The sequence below is a fragment of the Bacillus sp. NPDC060175 genome (assembly GCF_042728695.1).
Classification (GTDB): domain Bacteria; phylum Bacillota; class Bacilli; order Bacillales; family Bacillaceae_G; genus Bacillus_A.
Window position 1 is genome coordinate 61,446 of sequence record NZ_JBHWYR010000012.1, and the last position, 25,324, is coordinate 86,769.

A 25,324-nucleotide genomic window follows, 5' to 3' on the forward strand; every position below is an offset into this window, starting at 1 on the left:
TTTTCAATCCACTATGAATCATAAACTTCTTTTGTGTTTGTGGAAGCTGCATCTAATAGAAGGAAAATAGATGCTATAATATGTATAGCGATTTGTATATATGGAAAGAAAGCAACTAGAATAGCCAAGATTCCTATATAATTAGCATAGCCTTTCATACCTGCCTTTTTAGCTAATACAATCGTAATAATATGTAAAGCAATTACTATAAGAAACGGTATCCCGGATAAGTCAACTAGCCCCTGAAATAAATAACAAGGAATTAATAATAGATGGGAAATACCTGTAGTCCACTTTAATGCTTTTACGACTGCCTTCAAAGTAAATGCCTCCTAAATAAGTTAATATGAATATATTACCAAATATAGTGGTGAGTGGATATGTTTTTGTGATTTACACTTATGGTTATAATAATTATATTATGTAAACTTAATGAGTTTTATCTGTTCAATAGAAAAACCACCTAAATGAGGGTGGTTCGTATTACATATAGTTATTTAATGTGCCATTTTCCAAAGAGAAGAGGGGAATCCTCAATTCAGTACCTTCTTTCATATTCCGCAGTACAACTGTTTCTGTAGATAGTTCTTCTTCGCCAATTATAAGCACATACGGGATATTTTCTTTATTTGCATAGTTTAGGGCACGTTTCAATTTACGTCCGGCTAGTTCAAGTTCGACTTTTAAGGAAGTAGTAGAGCGCAATTGCTGGGCAATTTGTAAGCATTGTAATTCTGTCCCAAGTGGGATGATAAATAAATCCGCTGTAGATGATATTGTTTCTTTTTGTGATAGAGCTGTATAAATGACGTCTAAACCGAATGAAATACCGACTGTTGGATAGCTCATATTATCACCACGGAAGGCTCCAATAATATTATCGTAACGACCACCGCTACCGATGCTAGATGTAATCATGCCATCTTTTAGAAAGATTTCATACACAGTGCCTGTATACATTGTGAGTCCTCTTGCTAAAAATGGATTGAATATCGTATTTTCATTTATTCCGAGAGCGAGTAAGTATTGCTGCAATTGTTGTAATTCGTTTACTCCCTCGGTAACGAGTGTATTATTAAATGCTTCTTCAAATTCAGTAAGCTTAAATTCCATACAAGATAAAACGGTACTACATACGGACTCTACTGTTTGTACAGCGATTTCGCGCCCTAATAAATCTTTCTTTACACCATCAATCCCGATCTTTTCGATTTTATCCAATGATAAAATTACGTCACTCGTTAATTCGGTAGGGATGTTAATAGACTGGAGAATACCGTTTAATAATTTTCGATTATTATATTGAATCGTTACTTCTAAGTTTAACGTTCGGAATAGTTCAAACGCCATGCTCATGAGTTCAGCTTCTGCCATGACGGACTCTACACCAACTATATCAACATCACATTGAATGAATTCACGGAATCTCCCTTGTTTAATCGGACCATCTCGAAATACTTTTCCAATTTCATAACGTTTAAAAGGGAGGCGGATGTTCGGATTCATCGCGACAACTTTTGCGAAGGGAATTGTTAAATCGTAACGTAAGGCAAGATCGCGTTTTCCTTGATCTTGAAGTGTATATATTTCTTTTAAAATTTCATCACCACCACCGTATTTGTATGACATAAGATCATACATATTTAACGTTGGTGTTTCTAACGGTTTACATCCATAACGTTCAAACGTATCTTCACATGCTCTTTTAATTTTATTTCGCAATGCTTGCTCCTCGGGTAAATAGTCTTTTGTTCCTTTTACATTTTTCATTTCCACCATAATCACTCCTCTTTTAAATTAAAAAAAGCTATGCAGGTATAAAAATACCCACATAGCTTTATGAACGCTTCGTGGGTCAACAGGAAAAGCCCTGTACCCACGAAGAAAAATTTTTCTTCGGATACACGGCGTTACGTATGATGATGAAGTTGGAAAGAAGTATTGAAAGTACACATATGAAATCTCTCCTTAATAAGTTTTTTTCAAAGTATAACAGATGATTTTTGAAATATCAATATTTTCAGTTTTAAAGGGAAGCCTATTAATTCCACAGTAGCTACAAGATATCTTCTGTTCGTGCCATTTTTACCGCCTCTTCACGATTGCTGACACCTAGCTTTGAATAGAGATTTGAACAGTAATTACGGATCGTTCCTTCAGATAAAAATAGCTTAGCAGCAATAGATTTATAGCGTAATCCTTTTGATAGATGCTCTAAAATTTCCATTTCGCGTTTTGTAAGTCCGTACGGGTAAGTTTGTTTAGTCGATCCGATTTTTTCTAATTGCTCACGTTGAAGTTTCATTTCCTCGAAAACTCGTGTAGCAACCGATTGATCGATCCAAGTCCCACCATTATAAATAAGCTTCAAGGCTTCCTTCATTTCTTGTGGATGAATAGACTTCAACATGTAACCTTCAGCTCCATGCTCTAGTGCAGTTACTGCTTGTAAGGAATCTTCAAATGTTGTCATAAGAACAATTTTCATATTAGGCCAACGTCGCTTCATTTCTAGTAAAGCTTCAATACCATTCATTTCTGGCATTTGAATGTCCATTAGTACAATGCCAGGCTGTAATTGTTCACATAGTTTTAAAGCTTCAGCTCCATCGTGTGCTTTACCAACAACAGTAAAATCAGTGTGATGCTCTAAAATTTGCTCTAAACTATTTGTAATAAGTTCCTGATCATCAACGACCAATAAGCGAATTATGTTATGTACAAACTCTGTTTGTAATGGAATATTACAAACGATGAATGTTCCTTGCTCAGTACTAGAATGAACAGATAATGTACCGTGAAATTGTTCAAGTCGTTCTTTCATTCCACTGAGGCCAAAGCCAAATTGAATTTCTTCCATTCCAATACCGTTATCTTCAATTTGCAATCGAAGTTGTTGTCCGTCGAAATGCAGTTGAACGGATATGGTGTTCGCTTTACCGTGCCGAACAGCGTTTGTTAACGACTCCTGAAGACAACGATATAGGCAAAAATTCACTTTTTGCATCACAAGAGTTTCATTGCCAATCGTACGAAATGTAACGGTTGTACCTGTAGATTTTATAAATTCTTCTGTTAATTGTTGCAGTGATTCACTTAATGAATTACTAAGCGGATTATGAGATAGCTCGTGTAGATGCTTTCGAATGTCATCTAGACTATGCTGAGCAATGCTGATAAGTGAATCAATTCTTTCAAACTGTGAATTCGGTACTGATGATTTTAGTGATGTGACGCCAGCGATGAGAGAAGTAAGTGTATGACCAATTGTGTCATGTAGCTCATGTGACAATCGATTACGCTCTTCTATTAGAGTAAGCTCTTCAATCCTTTTAATATGTTGTTCTAATAGTAGTTTTTGCTCTTCAATAATTCGAGATTGTTTATGATACTGAATTAATATATTAAAAGAAACGCCAATGGCAAAACCGATACTACAACTAACAATCATTTCGTATGGCGACCGCCCGGCAATCAAGGCGTTCAATAATGGGAATACAAATCCACAAAAAATACCGCTCCATATATAATTATTTTGATTACTACATAGGCCAATAGTGATTACGAGTAAAATGAAAGGCCAAAGTAAATTTGGAGCTACGGATGCTAAATAAAGATAAAAACAACCTGCGGTGATAATATCGAATGCAGGGTACCATTCTGTTTTCTTATATCGAATAATTAATGGTACAAGGTAAACGACAAAAGCGAGAGCAAGTACGATTATACTTGACGTATGAATGAATGATGGAAACATAAAATTAGTACCGATGATAATGAATAGCCAAAACGTTCGTACTAATATAAATATCCAATCATACCAAAACCATTTTTTTGTGAATGAGAACATAAATTATGCACCTACTTATATTTTAAGATTAATTATCTAATGATTCAGATTCATCATGTAACATATCTTTTAAATCGTCAATAGAAAGACAGACAACAAAGCATGTCATATGAAGCAGTTGACAGTTTATCACATGTTTTATGTGACAGAGGTGCACATAGTGTCACGAGTAAATTAAAGCATTTTGTCACTATGTTATTTAACAATATTGAAGTTAAGGTGAGGGAGTGAGGCAACAGAAAAATTCAAAATAATAGGAGCGATGTATAATGAAGTCATTTTTCTTAAAAAAAGGAACGGTCCTTACTTTAACAGGGACTATATTGGTTGGAGCGTTAGCGATACCTTCTCATGGAAACATACATGCGGTAAACAAAAAGATATCAACTGAGCAAGTTGTCGATAAAGCTGCCGATACAAAAAATATTCCAGGAGTCATTGTTACTGTGAAAAATGGAGAAGCTAGTTGGTCATATGCTTCTGGTGAAGCAAATATTGAGAAGAATCATAAGGTAGATGCTGACTCTGCTTTCAGGATCGGGAGCACAACGAAGACGTTTGTAGCTACAGTTGCATTGCAGCTTGCTGGAGAGAAGAAACTAAGTCTAGATGATACGGTAGAGAAATGGTTGCCGGGACTAATAAAAGGGAAAGGCTATGATGGTAACAAAATTACGATTCGTCAATTATTAAATCATACAAGCGGAATTGCAGATTACTTGACTCCAGATCTTAAAGCGAAATTAATAGAGAATCCAAGTGAGAATTATAGACCGGAACAATTAATTTCCCGTGCCTTAGAATTAGAACCGGTAAAAGGCTGGTCATACTCGAATACGAATATGGTTATTGTAGGATTGATTATTCAGAAGATAACAGGGGAATCATATACCGAGCAGATAAAAAAACGAATTATTGAACCTCTTAGTTTAAAAGAAACAGTCCTTCCTGGAAGTTCGATGGATATTCCGAAAAAAAATGCCCGTGGCTACTTGAATACGGGAGATAAATTAGTAGATATTACTTTGTTTAATCCATCAGTTGCTAATGCTAGTGGTGAAATGATTTCGACAGGAGAAAATATGACAACGTTCTTCCGTGCCTTATTAAGTGGTAAACTACTGACACCGGAGATACAGAAGGAAATGGTGACTAACACAGTTGATACCCCATTAGGAAAGTATGGGCTTGGCATTCACGCAACAAAATTGCCAGACGGTACTGAAGTATGGGGACATGGTGGTGGTATTCCTGGTTTTACTAACTTTGCTGGTGGAACGGAAGATGGTCAACATGTTATCTCGATAAATATTAATGTATTAGGAGCAGAAAAACAGATTAACAATATATTAGCTTCAGAATTTGCTGAAAAATCAAAAAAGGAACCTGCGGATAAGGAAAAGAAAAGTAATCATAGAGAAGAAGTTAAATACGTAATGGATCGAGTAGTAACGAATAAAAAAATCCCAAGTGTTATAGCTGGCGGATTAAAGGATGGAAAGCGGTGGTCTTATGCTACAGGGACGGCAAGTTATGAAATACCACGCCCAGTGGAACCGAATTTTTCATTCCGTATCGGAAGTATCACTAAGACATTCACAGCTTCTGTTGTACTGCAATTGGCTGAAGAGAAACAATTAAATCTTGATGATTCAGTCGAAAAATGGTTACCAGGAGTCGTACAGGGTAACGGATATGATGGAAATAAAATTACAATTCGTCAGTTGTTGAATCATACAAGTGGAATTGCAACCAATATAGATAAGGATATGCGAGATTTTACACTGCCCCAAAACCCATTTCGTTACTATAGTACCGATGAACTTATCAGTTTAGCACTTGCGAAGCCGCCTGTATTTGCACCAGGGGAGGGCTGGGACTATTCGAACACAAATACTGTTATAGCTGGGAAGATTATTCAAAAGGTAACAGGAGATACGTATGCGGAGCAAATTAGAAAAAGATTCATTGAGCCACTGGGGTTAAAAGAGACATTCGTAATGGAAGCAAGTCCGCACATACCAGGTGAACATGCTACAGGATACAATATGGATAGATCGGGTCGTTTATATGATTTGACAGAAATAAATCAGTCATGGGCGAATGCAGCTGGAGATATGGTTTCAACAGTGAAAGATTTGACTACCTTCTTCAGTGCACTGTTGGGTGGAAAGCTTCTAAATCAAGAGCTAATGGATCAGATGTTCAAAACAGTAGATTCACCTATAGGTAAGGTTGGACTAGGAATTTATGAAGAAAAAACACCGGACGGACAATCATATTGGGGGCATGCTGGTGGGACATATGGATTTGAAACGAGGGTCGGTGGACCTATTGGAGGAGAGCATATTTTAGTAACTGCTATCAATGCAGTAGGTCCGGAGGTTATTGAGGGGAGGGATAAAATATTTAATAAGGAGTTTGGACGTTAAATGTAAAACCGACATCAAGCCTTTTATTTGAAGGTGAGAGTCGGTTTTCTTTTTGCTCTCTTAGTACCTTTAAGTTGAGAATGTTTAGAGTCAAAACCTAATAATTAAAGTTTTACTTTAAATTGAACAATATGTGAAGTTTTGTAGGAGAATTTGAAAAAGGTGTATAATAAAAGGAAAATTAATGATGTGAAATAAATTTCTATGTATTAAAAGGAGAAGCTCATGAAAAAAGATAAAACAAATGCGATGCGAATATTAGATAAAGAAAAAATTGAATATTCCATGATGTCATACGATTCAAACGATGGGAAAATTGATGGCGTATCAGTAGCGGATAAAATTGGACGAGAAGTGAGAGAAGTATATAAAACACTTATCGCTCAAGGGAATAGTAAGGATTATCATGTGTTTATTATTCCGGTAGATGAGGAACTAAATTTAAAAGCAGCGGCAAAAGCGGTAAGTGAAAAGAAGATTGAAATGATTCCTGTTAAAGATATTACGAAAGTGTCAGGGTATATTCGCGGCGGGTGTTCACCAGTAGGGATGAAGAAGTTATTTTCTACATGTATTGATGAGAGCGCCCAATCACTTGAAACAATCATTGTAAGCGGCGGGAAAATTGGTGCACAAATTGAGCTTAAAGTGGATGATTTAGCGAAAGTGACGAGAGCGCAGTTTGGTGAAGTAACGAAGTAAATATACATAGGGAAAGAAGTTCTAGTTTTATTAAATTCAGATAATAATTTATAGGATAGTTAGTCCATTATGAGGGCGGATTATCCTTTTTTATTTACATAATGAATGAAATAAATAAAGATTGAATATTCAGTTTAATAATAATGAATACAAACATCTAAAGAAATATGATAAAAGGTTGGTGGTCCTCCATGCCCATCAACCTTTTAGTATGAAGTAACACCTGAACGTATTATATTATTGTTTTTTATTAACAGACATAAAAAAGATTTATTTTTTATTGATATTTTCCAAACACTATTATGAAATGTTTGCATATATATAAACCGAATCAACATTCGTTTGATTTTACAGAAAGAGATAGGAAGGATTAATAATAATGAAATAATGGGTATATCACCTGCAAAGAGCCGCGAAAAGAATGGGGTCAGTACGGAAAAGATGCTTCCGTAAAAAAAACAAAAAATAAGAATTATTTGTTCTTGAAGAAAAGTGACTAGAAAAGTTACAACCATATGGAGAATAAGGTTATACGACAAAAAGTCTTAAAAGGGGGACGAAATTATGGAACAAAGAAAGTTTTCAGTAACACCTCAAGATCGAATGAATTATTTATTAGGTCTTTATGCTGCAGATCCACAAATTAATGCAGTTCTTTATTTTCCTGTAGGTATATCAAAGGAAATACTTGAACAATCAGTAAGGATAACGTTACAATTGCAGCCGGTTTTGAACAGCCGGTTTGTAGAAAATGATATTCCTTACTGGGAGGAACATTCATCTGCCACTAACTCACCTATTTGCCTTTTTACAGAAGGAAATGATCAAGAACTTGAAATAATGGCAATAGATTTTATTAAGGAACCTGGTGATCGTATTCATGGGCCTATGGTTCAAACAAAATTATTACGAGGCACTACAACAGACATGTTAGTTGTGAAATTATCTCATCTATGTTCAGATGGTGCAGGGGTCAAGGAATATATTAATTTGCTTGGAGCAATTTATACTCAACTTTCCTTGGGACAATCTAAGAATCAAATTATAAAGGAGTTTGGTGAGGGAAATGAGGGTTTTCGAGATCAATCACATGTATTCAAATATGCTGGAATATCGGACATAAAAAGTGCGTATCGTCCTAACCAAGAACAACAGGCATCGTTATGGTCTTTTCCATCTCAACCCAACAAAAATAAATCCCCCCAAATGTCCGTACGGAGGTTGAGCCATGAGCAATCTCTACGTCTAACCCGATGGACAAAAGCACAACAGGCTACCTTGAATGATGTAATCATGACTGCATACTTCCGATCTTTATCACATTTCACTGTGTATGCAGAACCTTGCACCGCAGAAAAAATGATCGGTTTGACAATTGATTTACGTCGATATCTGCCTAATTATACAACTGGTGCTATTTGCAACTTATCTGGTATGGAAATGCCAGTGATTAAAATGGAAGACGATGAAACATTTAATCAGACTCTTGTTCGAGTTAAACAATCAATGGATAAAATAAAGTCTCAAAATCCAGGTCTTTCTTCAGCAGCAGGAATGGAGATACTGGCAGGTATGAAGCTATCTGTGGTGAAGGAAATGTATAGTCGGCAATACGAACAGGCTTTACAGATGGGGATGGCGTTGCCATTACTGACAAATTTCGGGGTGATCGCTGATGAACCTATTCAGTTTGGTGAAGTTCAAGCTGAGGGTGGGTATATGACAGCACCCATTATGTATGCGCCATTCTTTTCAATGGGTGCAAGCTCTTATAATGGAAGACTTACATTTACGATTGGTTATCATACACCGGATACATCAAAAGAAAAGGTAGACAAATTTTTAGAAAATATTGTGAATCAACTACCATAAATAAAAGAGAATATAGCGCGAAAATTCCTAGCAGGATTGTATTTTAAGGGCTCGTCCCATGTACGGCGAGTCTCTTTTATAAACGCTACACTTACCAGACAGGTCTTACTCCTGATAAAAATTTATCTTCGCCTGCTTCATAAAATATTTTTGTTAAATCTACTCTGATCATTTGCATTTGTTCAGCACCTATCTTTATGTTTCATATTTATGGAAAACCGTAGTGAAAAACAATTTGCACCGTGAGAAAAACAAGATATATCGGCATAAAAGTACTAAAAAAGAGCGGATTTAAACTAAACTTTGAATCAGCTCTTTTTATTATTTTTTGAAATGTTTCATACCTATTATTCATAATAGGTGTACCGTCCATGCCCATCAACCTAAGTTTTTAATATATCCTCAAAACGAAAATTTTATATTTCTACAGTTATTTATGAGAATTCAGCTCATTTTTTGCGTTTTTGGGAAGAGCGTATTTCTTAAGTTGATGGGTATGAGGAGATACCCCTATAAAATCTATGACCTAAATATAAGCTTATTGGAGCTTCTTTTTATTTTGGACGGATGTTTCCTAACGGTTGTTGTGAACTAATATAGTTTAGTATATTTTTTTGTTTTTTCTTAATAATATTCATTTTAAAATGGTTTTTTTATTAAATAACCCTTTAAAAACGAACCTTATTTAAAGTTTAATGAAAAACGTTCATGTTTTTGTTGTATATTCACTAATAGTTTGTTATATTATCCATATAATAATTTGAAAAAACATCACTCGTATATACTCGGTAATATGGTCCGAGCGTTTCTACCTAGTTCCCAATGAAAGAACTGGACTACGGGTTAAAGTATTCGGTCGTTTTCTGTAATGAGCGCTACCGATTTATAATTTTGCATTTGCTTTACCTAGTGCTTAATTAACTTTGACTACCGTAGTTCTAGAAAGTAGAGATTTTTCTGCAATTTCTAGAGCTTTTTTCTTTGGACCAAAACCTCGAGTATAGAAAACAACAAGAGAAAGAGGAGAGATTATTTATGAAGAACAATCTGTTGAAAAAATATGGTGCCCTAGCAACTACTATCGCATTATCATTCTCAATACTTGCAGGATGTAATGCTAGTCCAAAACAAGTAGCAGAGGCAAAAAGCAATCAAAACCCTATCTTAATTCAAGGTCCAATGCCAATAGAAGCTGAAAAATTTGCAAAAAGGTTAAAAAATGTGAAAGAAGAAAAATCTGGGAGTTTTGTATTTTATAAAGGAACTGTAGACAATTATCCTGTAATCGTTGCGAAAACAGGTAAAGGAATGGAAAATACAGCAGCCGCTACAGCAGTGGCTATTGAAAAATATAAGCCTATAGCGATTATTAACCAAGGAACATCAGGTGGACATGATCCTAATTTAAATGTATTTGATATTGTTTTAGGAAAAAAAGTCGCGAATATAGGTTCATTAAAAACAACAAATATGGATGAGAACGAAGGGATTGAGCCGGCGAAATGGATATCTATGGACCTGATGGCTTCTGAAGGGAGTGCAGGAGAAGATCCAAATGCTGAGAAAATCCGATACTATGAGGGAGATAAGGATTTACTTGCAGCAGCTAATGCAGTAAAAGATAAATATACAAAAGGTAAAGTGGTGGAAGGTACTATAGGTTCAGCAGACGTCTGGAATAATGAAGTTGATAGAATTAAATGGTTCCATACAAAATACGGTACATCTGTAGAAGAAATGGAAGGTGCTGCCGCAGCGCAAATCGCGAAAGCTTATGACGTACCATTCTTAGGAATTCGAGTATTATCTAACAATAAAACAAACGGCGGAAAATACAATCCAAATACCGCAGCGGCAAATCAAGAATATGTATATGAAGTAGTTAAAAAGTATATAGATTCGGTGCCGAATAAATAAAGGTAGTTCTATTCTCAACATAAACGTCAAGTAACTCCAAAAGTTTCTGAGATAGATAGACCTATATTAGGATTAGTAGTTGGAAAAGAAAAGCTTGTTTCTTATTTAAAAAAGATAAGAAATGAGCTTTTTTATGTAAAATGTTTTTATGAACTATTCAACAAATATGTATAATTGCATAAAAAAAATAAAGTTTATAAGTTATCATTAAACTACTTTTTACTGTAAGAGAATATTTTAATAGTCTTTACTAGAGAAGAATATTCTTTGTGAAAACTAAAATTGTTTATGTAATTGATGAAACTAAAATTTAGGAGAACAGTATGAAAAAGAAACTATGTACATAGGCTTTTTTGATTAATCAATTCAAATTGTATTTTAAAGGGGAAATGGGTATATGAAGTTCCGAAACACAAAACTTGCTATGGTTACACTATCATCATTTTTTATTTTAGGTTCTGCATCTCTATCATTCACAGATATCATACATGGTGAAGTAGTTTCTGCATCTCCACAAGTAGATACGTTTTCAGCACAAGAGATTACTGTAAAAAACTATGACGATACATATTATAATAACGCTATAGGAAAAACGGGTTTAGAATTAAAGAAGGAACTTCATAATGTTATTGATAATCATACAAAGATATCATACAGTGCGGTTTGGGAAGCGCTAAGAGATACTGATGAAGATCCAAATAATAAAAATAATGTGTTGCTCTTATATACTGGGCGTTCGCAAGGGAAATTTACGAATGGTTCAGGAGTTGATAACTGGAACCGAGAGCATGTTTGGGCAAAATCTCACGGTGATTTTGGAACGGCTGCAGGACCTGGAACAGATTTGCATCATTTAAGAGCGACGGATGTATCTGTAAATAGTTCACGTGGAAATCTGGATTTTGATAATGGTGGTATGAATCATTCGGAAGCAACAGAATGTAAATATGATAGTGATTCTTGGGAACCTCGTGATAGTGTAAAAGGAGATATCGCTAGAATGCTGTTTTACATGGCTGTTCGTTACGAAGGAGATAACGGCGAAATAGACTTAGAACTAAATGAAAAGGTGAATAACAATAAAGATCCATACATGGGGAAACTATCTGTTTTACTAAAATGGAATGAACAAGACCCTGTCGATGATTTAGAGCGAAAGCGTAATGAAGTGATTTTTACAAAATATCAACATAATCGCAATCCTTTTATTGATCATCCTGAATGGGTAAATAAAATTTGGAAGTAAAATACTTAAAGGTATTTTACTTCGAGAGAAGGGATTGATCACTATGGTCAATCCCTGTTTATATTTATACTAGAATAAGTGATTTTTATAGGATTGGAGAATAGAATAGATATTTTATCAAGTTAAGTATAATATGAGTCTTTTAGTACGGTCCCCACTCAATATTTACGCCAACAATAAGAAAAATAAGTCCGATGATAAACCAAATGAATGCAAGTGGAGCCATAAATCGAATCCATTTTCCGTAAGAAATGCCGCTCGCTGCGAGGACACCCATTAAAACACCGGAAGTTGGATTTAAGCAGTTTACTACGCCTTCTCCGAGCATAATAGCCTGTACTGTAACTTGACGTGTAATGTGCATGAAATCAGCTAATGGAGCTAATATCGGAATGAAAATAACAGATTCACCTGTACCTGATGAAATGACTTACATACATACCTATAACACCAAATACAGGGCTTTGTCCTTCGAGAGACTGTGCTAGCTGATTAACAATTGTATCAAGTAATTTGCCTTGTTCTAAAATGACTGAAATACAACGAGCCATTCCAACGATTAACGCACCGTATATAAGTTTTTGGCAACCTACTAGAAAAGTAGAGGCGATATCGTTTGCTTTCATGCCACCTATGATTCCTGCTGCAATTGCTATGAAAATAAAAGTAGCGGTCATTTCTGCATCCGTCCAATGTAGCCGAAAAGCTCCTATTAAAAATACAATTAATGATAAAGCTGAAACGAGTAAAATTAATTTATGGCGCATTGTCCAAGGTACTTCTGTTTTCTGCGTTTCTTCCCTACTTGAAAGAGCATTACTTGGAAACCAGTTGTCGCCGAGAATGCTTCCTTTCTTCGATTTCTTTAAGCGTTTTACATACCAATTAATATAAAGAATTGTAGCAAGTAAAAAAGATATATAGATTGCTATACGTAAACCAATCCCGGAAAACATCGGAAGTTCAGCGATTTTCTGTGAAATACCTAAAGGTGAGGGAGATAGTATAGTAGCATTAAAACCAGCATAAGTGCCTAAATAAATAATTGCTACGCCGACAATAGCGTCCCATTTTAATGTGCGTGCAACGATGATCCCGATGGGGATGAAACCGATAACTGAGTTAACGATAATGCCGGTCGTTCCAAGAATGGAAAAGAGTGCTGCGACAATGCAAATGAAAAGTAATTGCTGATTACGAAATTTGTTAATAACATGATAGATTAAGCCATCAAGAGCGCCTGTTTTTTCGAGAATAGCTATTGCGCCACCAGTGAATAAAATTAAAAAGATAATTGGGGCAGCAAGTGTCATTCCTTTTTCAATAGCAGTAAAAAAGGAAACAAACCCTACAGGAGATTGCGGAACAGAATGATAGCTTCCAGGTATTGTCGTGGTAATGGCGCCTTTTGTAGCTCTTTTGAATTCTCCAGCAGGAACAAAATAAGTTGCAATTGCACAAAGTAAAGCGATAAAAAATAATAAAACGTACGCATCAGGCATTTTAAACTTTGATTGACTAGGCTGTTTTTTCGTTTCAGTTTGTAGTTGCATGAAATCCCTCCTTCTTTCACTTGATTAAGTTTTCAATATTCTGAATTTTCATTACGTGAGATAGATTATAATAAAGCTTTTTACTTAAATCAATAGTTTTAAAAATGATTCCTCTCCTTATTGCTCATTCTCATATGACTTTCACCTCTCATACAAATAGTTGCAACATTAGACAGGGAAACGAAAAAAATCCAAGAATATGTAATAGAAAAAGAAAAAGGAAAAGAGGGAAAGAGGGAAAGAGATGTGGAAAACTACGGATCTATGTGATGAATTTGAAAATGAATTACAAATATGTCGCCAGTCTTTTCAGTCTTATGGGAAGAAAGAGCAATTCTATGGTAAAATCGCAACGGTAAAAGTGAAGGATGATAATGTACTAGTAAAAGAAGGGCTACAAACACTGCCGGAAGGAACAGTATTAGTTGTTGATGGTGAGGGCTCTACAAATTGTGCACTACTCGGTGATAATTTAGCGGCTATTGCGGAAGAAAGAAACTTAGCAGGGATTATTGTAAATGGATATATTCGTGATTCTAAGGAGCTAAAAAATATTAATGTTGGCATTTTAGCATTAGGGACGATGCCAAATAGAAGTATAAAAGAAGGAAAAGGAGAAAGAAATATTCCATTGCAATTTGGACAAGTAGAATGGAAGCCGAATGAATATGTTTATGTGGATGAAGATGGAGTGATTATTAGTGAAACGAGTTTGCATAGTTAAGGGCTAGTAAACTACTATTCTTAGAAAATAAATCTGATAAGGAATGGACAAAACTCTTTGTCAATAGTAAAATAATACAGAAATTTATAATTAACAGAATGTATAGGTTTATCGTTTTACGATAACTTAAATGGAAGTAAGTTGTGCCTAGAAAAGTGAATGTTATCACAATGGTGCGTTCATAAACGAAATTATTTTTCCTATACAAATATAGCCGCGAATAATGCGGGTAGGAGGTGTTGTGCATTTTGTTCGACACTTACAAAAAGAGAGTGTCAATCACACGCCCTTAAAGGGTCTTTTTTTGTGTAAATGTTAGTAAAGGGAGGAAATTTTGGGATGGCAATGTTAAAGAAATGGCTGCTTACATCATTAATGGCAGTGGCACTTGTATTTGTTTCTTTTGCGAATACAGTACATATTACGTTTGCTGAAGGAAAGACAGCGAAACTTGCAATTATTGGTGAATCACAAAAAGGAATTATGTTATGTCCAAAAGAAGTTTCCATTGAAGATGGAGAAACAGCTTTTAGTTTGCTACAAAAAGTCATGGGTGACAAAGTAACATCTGAAAGTATGTCATTTGGAACGTATATAAAGGGTATCGATGGATTAATGGCCGGAGCAACGAGCGGTTGGTTGTATGATGTAAATGACAAATCTGCAGAAGTTGGTGCGGATAGCTATAAATTAGAGTCTGGGGATGTTGTTGCATTTCGTTACGTTGCAGACTGGAGCAATATGAGTCAAGAAACATTGCAACAAACGTTAGATAAATTTGGCACTTGTAAAACTGTAGAAGAGCCAAAACCAGAGGAACCGAAAACAGAAAAACCAGATGGTAAAACAGAGGAGCCAAAACCAGAAGAACCAAAACCAGAAAAACCAGATGGTAAAACAGAAGAACCAAAACTAGAAGATAAAACACCAGAACAACCAAAGCAAGAGAAAATCGAAATTCCAGCCGCACAATTAAACGAAGCGATTTCCAAAACGTCAGAAAAGATGTTACAAGATGGAATTGGTAGTGATTGGGTTGCGATTGGACTTGCTCGTTCAGGTGTAAATGTTCCACTTGAAACGAAAATAAACTATGTTAAGCCAGTAGCTGAAAAGGTTAAAAAGCGTTTAAATCGTTTTTCAGCAACAGATTTAGCTAGAACGATTATTATGATGAATGCAATGAATGTAGATCCTACAAAGGTAGAGGGACAAAATTTAGTACAAAATTTATTTGAATCAGATAAAGTGAATTCCGTTACAGGATACGCATTTACATTACTTGCATTAGATACAAAGAAATATGAGGTTCCGGCCGAAGCGAAATGGAATCGAGCTGCTTTAGTACAAGCACTTTTACAGGCGCAGCATACAGACGGTGGCTGGACGTATGATAGTTCAAGTAGTAAAGAAAGTGCTAGTAACGTTGATGTAACAAGTATGGTATTAGCAGCATTAGCTCCTTATCAAGAACAACAAGACATTAAGCCAGCTATTCAAAAAGCGGTTGATTACTTATACAAGCAGCAGTTAGACAGTGGCGGTTTTACCGCTGATGGACAAGAGAACTCTAATAGTACTGCACAAGCAATTATTGGACTATCGATAGTTAAAGATGTAGATCACAATCGTCTTAATAAAGCAGTACAAAACTTAATGTCATATCAGCTTCCAAATGGTGAGTTCAAATGGTTACCAAGTGATCAAAACGGTAGCGGAATGGCTACAGAGCAAGCATTTTTAGCTTTACTTCAGTTTAAAGAGGTTGGAAAATCGATTTATGATTGGTCAAATGTAGTAGAGAATGAAATCGATACGAAACCAATTGTAGAACCAGAACCAACTGTAGAAGAAAAAGAAGTTGTAGAACAACCGAAACAACAAGAAGAGTTACAAAAACAACCAAAAGATGAAAATCTAAAAGTTGTTGTAGATAACGAACGAGTTAATAAAGAAACAAATAAGAATAAGAATCAATTACCACAAACAGGAGCATCTTCTCATAGTGCAGCTACACAAGTAGGTATGGGTGTATTATGTATCGCTTCTGCATATGTATTATGGAGACGTAAAGCAGCTTAACAAAAATTAGGAGCAATCATTTGCTCCTAATTTTATTATAAAAGGTGAGGGCTAATAATGAGTGGAGATGAACAAAATCTCCACTCATTAAAGTTTCACTTTATTATGAAAGGTGAGGGACAGCATGAGTAAGATGAAATGGTTCATTTCTTTAGTTCTTTCATTGGGATTATTAGCTGGATGTGAAGAAACGGCTGTAAAACCTGAGAAGAAGGCCGAACCGAAGCAAGAAGAGCAAAAAGAAGTAGCGAAACAGGAAGAACAAAAAGATGTACCGAAACCGGAAGAGAAACAAGCTGAGCCGGAACAGAAACCACAAGAAGAGCAGAAAGATAAACAAGAACAAAAAGTAGAAGAGAAACAAAAAGAAGAAAAGGCGCAGGAACAACCTGAAGTAAAGAAAGAAGAGAAACGAAAGGAACAGCCTGCTGCAAATAAACAACCAGAGCAACAAAAAGTACAAGAAGAGAAACCTCAGCAGCAGAAAGAACCAGAAGTAAAAGAAGAAGCAAAGGTTGTTAATCAGCCAAAAGAAACACCAAAGCAGGAGCAAAAGAAAAATCAAGAAGAGAACAATAATCTACCAGCTCCGCCACCGCCACCACCACCAGTACCTAAAGCAAAACAAGTTACTATCTCTGTAAAAGGAAATGAAGGCTACTTATTAGGTGCGAAAAAGGTTGATGTTCAAGAAGGTGATACTGTATATAGTGTACTAAAGAGTGCAGGATTAGATGTTGATGCAAGTGGATCTAAAGGTGATGTTTACGTAAAAGGGATTAATGATTTATACGAAAAAGATATAAGTGATACAAGTGGTTGGAAATACCGTGTGAACGGTGCATTTCCGAATCGTAGTGCTGGTGTAGTTACAGTAAAACCAGGAGATACAATTGAATGGGTGTATGTATTAAAATAAGAAAGGACCTTCGGTAAAGGACTATGAAAATAAGCTTTTCTTCTTTACATCCTCTTGTGAATTTTTTCTATTATATTGGGGTGATGATGCTATGTATGATGTGTCTTCATCCTCTTTTTTTAATTGGAGCGATTATACTAATAGTAATCTTAAATATAGTACAAGGAAATGGCGAGAAAATAAGAAACATGCTGCCTAGTACTATCGTATTCTTTCTAATGGTAATTTTATTTAATTCTTTGTTAACGCATAGAGGAGCGACTACGTTATTTTATTTAGGAGATAGCCGGATTAAGCTTGAGGCCTGTATGTATGGACTTGCTATGGGATTATTATTAGTTGCGATTATGTTTACGTTTGCTTCTTATAACGATATTATTTCGAGTCATAAATTTTTATATTTATTTTCAAGAATTTCACCGAAAGTTGCATTGTTAACGATGATTACAGTACGATTCGTTCCTTTATTTATACGACGCTTAAAGAAAATTACACTCGTCCAAAAAACGAAAGGTGTACAATTAGATTCAGGTTCACTCATTGAGCGTATAAAAAATGGAATGCAATTACTGCAAGTGTTATTAGTTTGTTCGTTAGAAGATGCACTACAAACAGCAGATTCTATGCAGGCTCGTGGATTTGGTGTAACGAAGCGTACGACTTATACTCGATATAGAATGGAAAGACGCGATTGGTACACGTTAAGTTATTTAAGTATCCTATTTATAGCCTCATTCATATTTAGTTATTATGGCGGAGGGAAATTGATTATTTATCCGAAAGTGGAATCAATACTGTTCCAGCAATACGATGGAATGATGTTTTTCCTATTTATGATGTTTATTAGTTTACCGATTGTAATGGAAGGAAGGGAATGGATATGGTGGCGCATGCAGAAATAAAGAATTTATCATTTATATATGCTGATGAAAATGAATACGCGTTACAGCATATTTTTCTTTCTGTTCAAAAAGGAGAATTTATAGTACTTGCTGGTGGTTCTGGTTCTGGGAAGACAACTTTATTGAAACAATTTAAAAAGGAGTTACTTCCAATTGGCACGCGTTCTGGGCATACATATTATGATGGAGCTTTATTAGAAGATGTACCAGATTTATTATCTGCACAAGAAATTGGTATGGTATTTCAAAATCCAGAAAATCAGCTCGTAATGGATACAGTTATTCAAGAATTAGCATTCTCTTTAGAAAATATCGGGCTACCATCACATATTATTCAAAAAAGAATAGCGGAACTCATTAGCTTTTTAGGATTTCAAGATTTGTTACATCAATCTGTTCATACTTTATCTGGTGGTCAAAAACAACTAGTAAATTTAGCAGCAGTATTAGTCATGCAGCCGAAGCTACTATTACTGGATGAGCCGACAGCGCAGCTAGATCCGATTGCTGCAAAAGAGTTTTTAGGATTGTTAAAACGTATTAATGAAGAACTTGGAATTACGATAGTTTTAAGTGAACATCGTTTAGATGAAGTCATACCGCTCGCAACACGCGTTGTTTGTATGGATAACGGCAGAATCATTTATGATGGTACGTCTAAAAGTGTGATAGCGAACATGTGGGAAGTAGAAAAGTTTCGTCCATTTATTCCACAAATTCCAAGATTGTTTTTAGAGTGGAATGTGAAAGAGATTCCATTTACAGTGCGAGAAGCGCAAATGAAAATGAATGATTTTTCAGCGATATCATATAGGAATGGGCAAGTAGAACAATGTGAGAGGCAAGAAGTAATTTTAAGTGCAGAACATATATCCTTTCAATATGAAAAAAATAGTCCACTTATTTTACGAGATTTAACAGTGAACATCGAAAAAGGAAAATGGACAGCTTTAGTTGGGAAAAATGGAACTGGGAAGTCTACACTGTTAACGATTTTAGCAGGATTGCAAAAAGCTAGAAGAGGTAAGGTAAAGTGGAATGGAAAAGTGATACATAAAATTGATTCGAAAGAACGATTTAAAAGTATAGGGTATGTATCGCAACATCCGTACTATCATTTTACATTTGATACAGTATGGGAAGAGGTTTATGAGCGTGCGCGTGAATTATATGGTGAAGAGGGAAAAGTAATAGCAGAAGAAATGTTGAAAAAGTTTTGGTTAGATTCACTTAAAGAGCGCCATCCGCATGATTGTAGCGGCGGAGAGCAACAATTACTTGCATTATGTACAACGTTATTATCAAAGCCAACTTTATTATTACTGGATGAGCCGACAAAGGGACTAGATCCATGGAAAAAGGAAAGAGTAGGAGAGCTATTTAAACAGTTGCAAAAAGAAGGTACAACAATTGTAATGGCAACGCACGATATTGAGTTTGCAGCGAAATACGTTGATCAATGCATGATGTTATTTGACGGGAAAGTCATTATGAATGATGCACCGAAAGAGTTCTTTAGTGGTAACTTCTTTTATACAACATCTATTAATAGATTCATCCGTAGAGAGTTGCCATTTGCATTAACGTGGGAGGATGTGTACGAAGCGTGTCCAAACGATATGTTGCATTTATAATATTTATTTTTGCTGTTGTAATATGTACACTACTCTTTACGACTCTTATTATGGACGGGTATTACATGGTAAGTAGTTTGTTTTTATTAGCTGCCATTATGCTACCTTTCTACGTCCGTTTTGAAAGGAAGGCGTTTGTTTCACGTGAAATTGTTATCGTTGCTGTGTTAGCGGCGATTGCAGCAGTTAGCCGGGTACCATTTTCGATATTACCGAGTGTACAACCGACTTCCTTTGTCATTATCGTTTCTGCAATTGTTTTTGGAAGTGAAACTGGCTTTATGATTGGGGCAACGGCGGCCATTGTATCTAATATTTTTTTAGGACAAGGTCCGTGGACGCCGTGGCAAATGTTCTCCTGGGGCATGATCGGATTTATAGCTGGACTATTACGTAATACATTTTTAATGAAAAAACTGTGGGGAAGACTGTTGTACGGATTCGTCGTTGGATTTTTATTTGGCTGGATTATGAATTTCTGGGGTCTCCTTGGTTTTATACAGGAAGCAACGTGGGAAACAGTTATTGCCTACTATGTCGCAAGTTTTTCTTTCGATCTTAGTCATGCGATATCGAATGTTATTTTCCTTCTGTTATTTAGTACGTCATGGATTACGATCCTCACAAGATTTAAAAAGAAATACGGTATATTAGATGAGCATAACGTGACATAGAAAAGCATACTCATATAAGGTAGGGTCGCGACTTACATATTCGTTTGCCTCTTTCATGCTTCTTACATATTGTAAGGAGCATTTTTTATTGTCAAAAAATAGATCTAATATATATCCGTTATTATATGAAATTATTTGTATAATAGTAGGTGAGAATTATTTTCAAGAGGGAGGTGTATAGTTAATGAAGTTAGTTATTCCGAAGCAGCATGGAGCATGGGCGATGCTTGTCATACCATTTCTATTAAGTGTATTACTTGGTAAACCTACTTTTTATCATATCCCATTGTTTTTAGCCTGGTTCTTTATCTATCTAGCTACTTATCCATTTCTCATGTACATAAAGCAAAGACGAAAAAAAGAATTTCTACGCGCTGCAATTGTTTATTTTATCATTGCATTTGTATTTGGGATGATTTCTTTATTATATGAATGGCGAATTCTTTTATTCGCAGTATTAATGATTCCATTGTTTATTGTAAATATGTATTACGCTCGTCAAAAAAATGAACGAGCATTACTAAATGACATTTGCGCGATTATTGTGTTTTGTATAGGCGGTTTAATCAGTTATTATTTCTCAATGAAATTTATAGATAAAACAGCATTATTCATTGCACTTATTTCATTTCTATATTTTTTAGGAAGTACGTTTTATGTGAAAACGATGATTCGTGAAAAAAATAATCCAAAGTATCGTTTTATATCTTGGGGATATCATATTGTATTAACGGTAATCGTATTTACTATAAATCCATGGTGTTCACTCATATTTGTACCAAGTGTAATTCGGGCCATTATGTTGTATGGCAAAAAGATTTCTATATTAAAAGTAGGGATTTTAGAAATTGTTAATTCTGTATATTTTTTAATAATAACGGTAATAATGATGAAGTATGCCATTTGAAAAAACTTCCCATCTTTTGATGGGAAGTTTTCATTCTTGTTCTAAAATGTGAACGGTATAATCGCATCTTTGTAATGCTTGTTCTACAGCGTAAAGGGATTGTTCAATACGTGCACGATTAAAATCTTCTTCAACAGTTTGTAATGCATCTTCTAAACAATGTTTCGCTTCTTGTAATGATTGAAATGAATCTTGTACGTATCCACGAGCGTTCTTTTGCAACGTAGTAACCTCCTTCTGTACATCTATTTGTAGTATGAACAGTTAAGAAGAAAATATAATTTATTATATTTATTTGACAATTATAATGAAATTACGTATAGTTAAATTTAAAGTGAATATTTTCTTATCCAGAGAGGTGGAGGGACTGGCCCGATGAAACCCAGCAACCGCGATGCAGGTGCTAATTCCAGCAGAACATTTTTGTTCTGGGAGATAAGACGAAGATATACGTAACTTCTTCTTATCGGAGAGGTTTTTTTGTTGCAAAAAAACCGATTACGAAAGCATATAATAAGAAGAAAGGGGTTGCGAAGTACTGTGACACTCGAAAAATACGTAAAACTGCGTAGTACAGTTTATGAATATATGATAGAGCAAAATAAGCCAATATCATTGTTAGATATTCAAGAACATATCGTTTCGCATCATGAAGGAAAATTCACTAAAAAAATGTTACATCAATTTTATTTATCAAGACTATTAGATGAACTCAAACTGGATGGGAAAATTACTTTAGCTGATGATGAATATCGCTATGCTGAAAAAGGGGTATTTTATAAAGCAGGAAAAGGGAGCTAGGCTCTCTTTTTTTTGAAGTATGTAGTGTAAAAGACTGCTGAAGCAGCCTGATACAAGGGAATGGTGTTGAGTGTGTAGTGTCAAAGATTGAATGTGCCTGAAAGAGGCACTTCATATCGGCTGCAAATGAAAAGAGACACCTTCGCCGAATAGGTGTCAGTCGTTTGTCACGTAGACTCGCTACTTGACAGTTATTAGAATAACATGCAGGATTTTGGAAGTCAAAAGGGAATTAAAGGAAGAGGTGTTGTTATGTACGCATATTTATTAAAAGAACTACATAGGTATATTCCGAAATACATTGTTGATAGAGGTTATGAATATTATGAAGAGGGACATGTAGAAGATGTTGAAGTACATGATAATAAAGTATTTGCTTTTGTGACTGGTAATGCAGGAAATTATGAAGTAGTTATTGATCTTGAAGATTTTGCAGAAAGTAGTTGCGAGTGTCCGTACGAAAATTATTGTAAACATATGGCGGCAGTTGTTTATGATATTCAAGGTGCTGGTGAGAGTACGGTTAAAGAGAAACTGAACGGTTTAGAAAAAGAAGAGTTACTAACAGTATTAAATCGTTTGTTACAAAGTTCGAAAAATGTGCAAATTGTAGAGAAGATGTTAAAGAAAGGGAAACTTTAACTAAAGAGGGAGTTGCTTTGTAGTGAACGTACTAATTATATACGCTCATCCTAATCCTTCAAGCTTTAATGCGGCAATTTTAGAGCATGTGCAAAAAGGACTTGGGGAAACAAATCATTCTGTTACGCTACTTGATTTATATAAAGAACAATTTGATCCAGTGCTTGTATTTAATGAAGAGAAGAAAAGACGTGATTTACTAAATGAAGAAGAGACGAAGCGATATAGAGAATTAGTGCAGAAGGCGGATATTCTTCTTTTCATATATCCAATATGGTGGTGGGGCATGCCTGCTATTTTAAAAGGATTTATCGATCGTATTTTTGTAGCTGGATTTGCTTATAAATATGAGGGGGCATTACCGAAAGGCTTATTTAAAGGTAAGAAGGCGTGGGTTATTAATACGTTAGACTCACCGTTATGGTACGTAGCACTATTATATCGATCAGCGGATTGGATTATGATGAAAAGAGGGGTTTTGCGTTTTTGTGGTATTCGCAATATAAAACGTTCTGCTTTTCAATCTGTGAAAACGGGTAAACTAGAGAAGCGTGAAAAATGGCTATTACAAATAGAAGAAAAGGCTCGTACATTATGAATGAAATAGATCATATTATAAAGTGTTGCAATTATGATGACGAACTTTTTCGTACGTATATTAATTGTTTAGTCCAATTGAAGAAGTATAGTGAAACGTTTCAACAAATTCAGATACAATTAAGAAATGATTATTTAATAAGAGGGATTTGTGAAAGAGAAGTTGATGAGGTGATTAGGGGAAGTAAAGAATATGAAACATATTTTCTTCCTAAAGTATTGCAGTGGAATTTCCTTAAGAACAATCCTCATATGATTGAAAAAGTGTGTGAAGATTTGTTTACATATGAAGCATTAAATCATGCAGAGGTAGAGTGGAGGAAGGTAATAAGCTGTATAGATAACGAATGATTTATTATATAAAAAAGCTAGTATAAAACTAGCTTTCCGTTTAAATAAATAAGAAACATAGACTAATGATAAATCCTGCATATAGTAAGTTAACAACACAAAATCCCATAATATCACGAGCGCCTAAACCAGCTATCGCTAATGCCGGTAATGCCCAGAAAGGCTGAATTAAATTTGTCCAAGCATCGCCCCATGCAATTGCCATCGCTGTTTTCGCGGCAGGTACACCAAGTTCAGCGCCAGCTGGAATCATAATTGGTGCTTGCACTGCCCATTGACCGCCTCCAGATGGAACGAAAATATTAACAATTCCAGCACTTAAAAATGTAAAGAGCGGGAATGTGGTTTCATTTGAAATGCTAATAAAGAAAGTAGAAATAGCTCCTCCAAGCGAAAGCCCTTCACTATTTACTCCAATCATCATGCCCATAATTCCAGCATAGAACGGAAACTGAAGTAAAATACCTGAAGCACTCTTAGTTGAGTCAGAGAAAGCTCGAATATATTGAATCGGAGTACGGTGGAAAATAAGACCCGCAATCAATAACATAAAAATAACGATATCAAGTGTAAGGTTAAAGCCTTTCGTACTAAAATAGTTAAAAATATAAATAAGACCTAATAATCCAATGCAAAGTGTAATAATCATACTATTTTCCATTTTTTCAGCGAATGTTTTTTGCTCTACTTCTTGAGCAGCAGCCTCTTCATGGAACACGCTAGGGTCTACAGTAATTGTATGCTTTTCATCTGGATGCATTGCTTTATTAATGAGAGGCATTGTAATTAAAAAGATAATAACTGGAACGAGAGCGTATGGTGAGAATAACGTTTCTGTTATTGGAATCGCTTCTTTAATACTTCCAGCTGTCGTTTTGATTAACGTTTCGCCGCCTGTTGCTAATGTAAGAGGGATAGAAGCGGAAAGGCCTGCATGCCAAATGAGAAATCCGGAGTAAGAAGAAGCAATTGCTAACCTATAATCTAATCCTTCTAACTGTCTTGCCACTTCTTTTGCATATAAAACCGATACAACAATACCAAATCCCCAGTTTATGTATGCTCCTAGTAAACTTACGATTGAAATTGCAATAATACCTTGTCCATTTGTTTTCGGTAATTTCGCTGCTTTCGTTAATCCTTTTTTAATAAGAGGAGCGTTTGCTAATGCCGATCCTGTCACGAGTACAAGAGCCATTTGCATAGAAAAGGCGAGAAGTCCCCAAATGCCATTGCCCCAATGCGTAATCATTTCGACCGGTGTTTGGTGCGTCGCAAACATGCCGAAGAAGATAACGAAAACGGTTAATAAGCATGATAAAATAAACGGTTCTGGTAAGAAACGTTGCACAAGGGCAACACATCCATTTGTAAATGAACGAAACAAAATAGATCAACCTCCTTATGTTATGTATGTTTATTACAATATTCGAGGTTGTTTTGGGGATAACCTTTAATTTATGGAAAATTCAGACATTTAAGGTGATTGTAATTTATTGGTAGATTGATATTATTAATA

General features: G+C 35.3%; 21 protein-coding genes, 1 pseudogene and 2 riboswitches. Of the genes and pseudogenes, 16 read left to right on the forward strand and 6 right to left on the reverse strand.

Going from position 1 to position 25,324, the window contains the following annotated elements; all coding sequences use genetic code 11:
- Positions 1 to 11: 11 nt before the first annotated feature.
- The 3 genes from ACFWDE_RS09070 to ACFWDE_RS09080 all read right to left on the reverse strand — a co-directional run bounded on the left by ACFWDE_RS09070 (position 12) and on the right by ACFWDE_RS09080 (position 3,850).
- Positions 12 to 320: a hypothetical protein gene (locus ACFWDE_RS09070; RefSeq protein WP_377891634.1), complete on the reverse strand. Its 309-nt coding sequence runs from the start codon at positions 318 to 320 to the stop codon at positions 12 to 14.
- A 163-nt stretch (positions 321 to 483) separates the two neighbouring features.
- A complete protein-coding gene (locus tag ACFWDE_RS09075) occupies positions 484 to 1,779 on the reverse strand; it encodes a histidine--tRNA ligase (protein WP_377891636.1) in 1,296 nt (431 codons plus the stop codon).
- 277 nt (positions 1,780 to 2,056) lie between these two features.
- Positions 2,057 to 3,850 (reverse strand): response regulator, encoded by a 1,794-nt coding sequence (locus tag ACFWDE_RS09080; RefSeq protein ID WP_377891638.1) that lies wholly within the window; start codon positions 3,848 to 3,850, stop codon positions 2,057 to 2,059.
- Positions 3,851 to 4,119: 269 nt separating this feature from the next.
- Here ACFWDE_RS09080 and ACFWDE_RS09085 point away from each other — a divergent pair, with 269 nt between their 5' ends.
- From ACFWDE_RS09085 to ACFWDE_RS09105, 5 genes are all read left to right on the forward strand, one after another.
- A complete protein-coding gene (locus ACFWDE_RS09085) occupies positions 4,120 to 6,282 on the forward strand; it encodes a serine hydrolase domain-containing protein (RefSeq protein WP_377891640.1) in 2,163 nt (720 codons plus the stop codon).
- A 225-nt stretch (positions 6,283 to 6,507) separates the two neighbouring features.
- Positions 6,508 to 6,984, forward strand: a complete 477-nt coding sequence (ybaK, locus tag ACFWDE_RS09090) for a Cys-tRNA(Pro) deacylase (protein ID WP_377891642.1) — start codon at positions 6,508 to 6,510, stop codon at positions 6,982 to 6,984.
- A 564-nt stretch (positions 6,985 to 7,548) separates the two neighbouring features.
- On the forward strand, positions 7,549 to 8,856 hold the full coding sequence (locus ACFWDE_RS09095) for a condensation domain-containing protein (protein ID WP_377891644.1): 1,308 nt from the start codon (positions 7,549 to 7,551) through the stop codon (positions 8,854 to 8,856).
- Positions 8,857 to 9,611: 755 nt separating this feature from the next.
- Positions 9,612 to 9,715, forward strand: a riboswitch (purine riboswitch).
- A gap of 176 nt (positions 9,716 to 9,891) precedes the next feature.
- Positions 9,892 to 10,773 carry a 5'-methylthioadenosine/S-adenosylhomocysteine nucleosidase gene (locus ACFWDE_RS09100; RefSeq protein ID WP_377891646.1) on the forward strand — a complete coding sequence of 294 codons (882 nt, stop codon included), beginning with the start codon at positions 9,892 to 9,894 and terminating at the stop codon, positions 10,771 to 10,773.
- Between the two features lie 397 nt (positions 10,774 to 11,170).
- Complete coding sequence (locus ACFWDE_RS09105; RefSeq protein ID WP_264538782.1) at positions 11,171 to 12,019, forward strand: endonuclease I family protein; 849 nt, start codon at positions 11,171 to 11,173, stop codon at positions 12,017 to 12,019.
- Positions 12,020 to 12,161: 142 nt separating this feature from the next.
- On the opposite strand, the pseudogene ACFWDE_RS09110 reads toward ACFWDE_RS09105, so the two are convergent.
- Positions 12,162 to 13,572 (reverse strand): annotated as a pseudogene (locus tag ACFWDE_RS09110) (YfcC family protein).
- Positions 13,573 to 13,816: 244 nt separating this feature from the next.
- Between ACFWDE_RS09110 and rraA the strand changes: the two are divergent.
- From rraA to ACFWDE_RS09145, 7 genes are all read left to right on the forward strand, one after another.
- On the forward strand, positions 13,817 to 14,296 hold the full coding sequence (rraA, locus tag ACFWDE_RS09115) for a ribonuclease E activity regulator RraA (RefSeq protein WP_377891648.1): 480 nt from the start codon (positions 13,817 to 13,819) through the stop codon (positions 14,294 to 14,296).
- A gap of 339 nt (positions 14,297 to 14,635) precedes the next feature.
- Entirely contained in the window at positions 14,636 to 16,378 is a 1,743-nt protein-coding gene (locus ACFWDE_RS09120; protein ID WP_377891650.1) for a DUF4430 domain-containing protein, read from the forward strand.
- Between the two features lie 124 nt (positions 16,379 to 16,502).
- On the forward strand, positions 16,503 to 17,297 hold the full coding sequence (locus ACFWDE_RS09125; protein ID WP_377891652.1) for a DUF4430 domain-containing protein: 795 nt from the start codon (positions 16,503 to 16,505) through the stop codon (positions 17,295 to 17,297).
- A gap of 23 nt (positions 17,298 to 17,320) precedes the next feature.
- On the forward strand, positions 17,321 to 18,199 hold the full coding sequence (locus ACFWDE_RS09130; RefSeq protein ID WP_377891654.1) for an energy-coupling factor transporter transmembrane component T: 879 nt from the start codon (positions 17,321 to 17,323) through the stop codon (positions 18,197 to 18,199).
- Entirely contained in the window at positions 18,172 to 19,833 is a 1,662-nt protein-coding gene (locus ACFWDE_RS09135; protein ID WP_377891656.1) for an ABC transporter ATP-binding protein, read from the forward strand. Before ACFWDE_RS09130 ends, ACFWDE_RS09135 begins: the two co-directional genes overlap by 28 nt.
- Positions 19,806 to 20,507, forward strand: a complete 702-nt coding sequence (locus ACFWDE_RS09140) for an ECF transporter S component (RefSeq protein ID WP_016095839.1) — start codon at positions 19,806 to 19,808, stop codon at positions 20,505 to 20,507. The genes ACFWDE_RS09135 and ACFWDE_RS09140 overlap by 28 nt, the downstream gene beginning before the upstream one ends.
- Positions 20,508 to 20,691: 184 nt before the next feature.
- Positions 20,692 to 21,414, forward strand: coding sequence for a YwiC-like family protein (locus tag ACFWDE_RS09145; protein WP_377891658.1), 723 nt, complete (start codon positions 20,692 to 20,694; stop codon positions 21,412 to 21,414).
- 30 nt (positions 21,415 to 21,444) lie between these two features.
- On the opposite strand, the gene ACFWDE_RS09150 is transcribed toward ACFWDE_RS09145, so the two are convergent.
- Positions 21,445 to 21,636, reverse strand: a complete 192-nt coding sequence (locus ACFWDE_RS09150; protein ID WP_002110871.1) for a hypothetical protein — start codon at positions 21,634 to 21,636, stop codon at positions 21,445 to 21,447.
- A 121-nt stretch (positions 21,637 to 21,757) separates the two neighbouring features.
- Positions 21,758 to 21,856: riboswitch (SAM riboswitch) on the forward strand.
- A gap of 38 nt (positions 21,857 to 21,894) precedes the next feature.
- Here ACFWDE_RS09150 and ACFWDE_RS09155 point away from each other — a divergent pair.
- The 4 genes from ACFWDE_RS09155 to ACFWDE_RS09170 all read left to right on the forward strand — a co-directional run bounded on the left by ACFWDE_RS09155 (position 21,895) and on the right by ACFWDE_RS09170 (position 23,805).
- Positions 21,895 to 22,215 (forward strand): hypothetical protein, encoded by a 321-nt coding sequence (locus ACFWDE_RS09155; RefSeq protein ID WP_377891663.1) that lies wholly within the window; start codon positions 21,895 to 21,897, stop codon positions 22,213 to 22,215.
- A 252-nt stretch (positions 22,216 to 22,467) separates the two neighbouring features.
- Positions 22,468 to 22,857, forward strand: a complete 390-nt coding sequence (locus ACFWDE_RS09160; RefSeq protein ID WP_377891666.1) for an SWIM zinc finger family protein — start codon at positions 22,468 to 22,470, stop codon at positions 22,855 to 22,857.
- Between the two features lie 22 nt (positions 22,858 to 22,879).
- Positions 22,880 to 23,455: an NAD(P)H-dependent oxidoreductase gene (locus ACFWDE_RS09165; protein WP_377891669.1), complete on the forward strand. Its 576-nt coding sequence runs from the start codon at positions 22,880 to 22,882 to the stop codon at positions 23,453 to 23,455.
- Positions 23,452 to 23,805 (forward strand): group-specific protein, encoded by a 354-nt coding sequence (locus ACFWDE_RS09170; protein ID WP_377891672.1) that lies wholly within the window; start codon positions 23,452 to 23,454, stop codon positions 23,803 to 23,805. Before ACFWDE_RS09165 ends, ACFWDE_RS09170 begins: the two co-directional genes overlap by 4 nt.
- A 40-nt stretch (positions 23,806 to 23,845) precedes the next feature.
- Here the strand turns inward: ACFWDE_RS09170 and ACFWDE_RS09175 are convergent, their stop codons facing one another.
- Entirely contained in the window at positions 23,846 to 25,192 is a 1,347-nt protein-coding gene (locus ACFWDE_RS09175; protein WP_071744162.1) for a short-chain fatty acid transporter, read from the reverse strand.
- Positions 25,193 to 25,324: the final 132 nt, after the last annotated feature.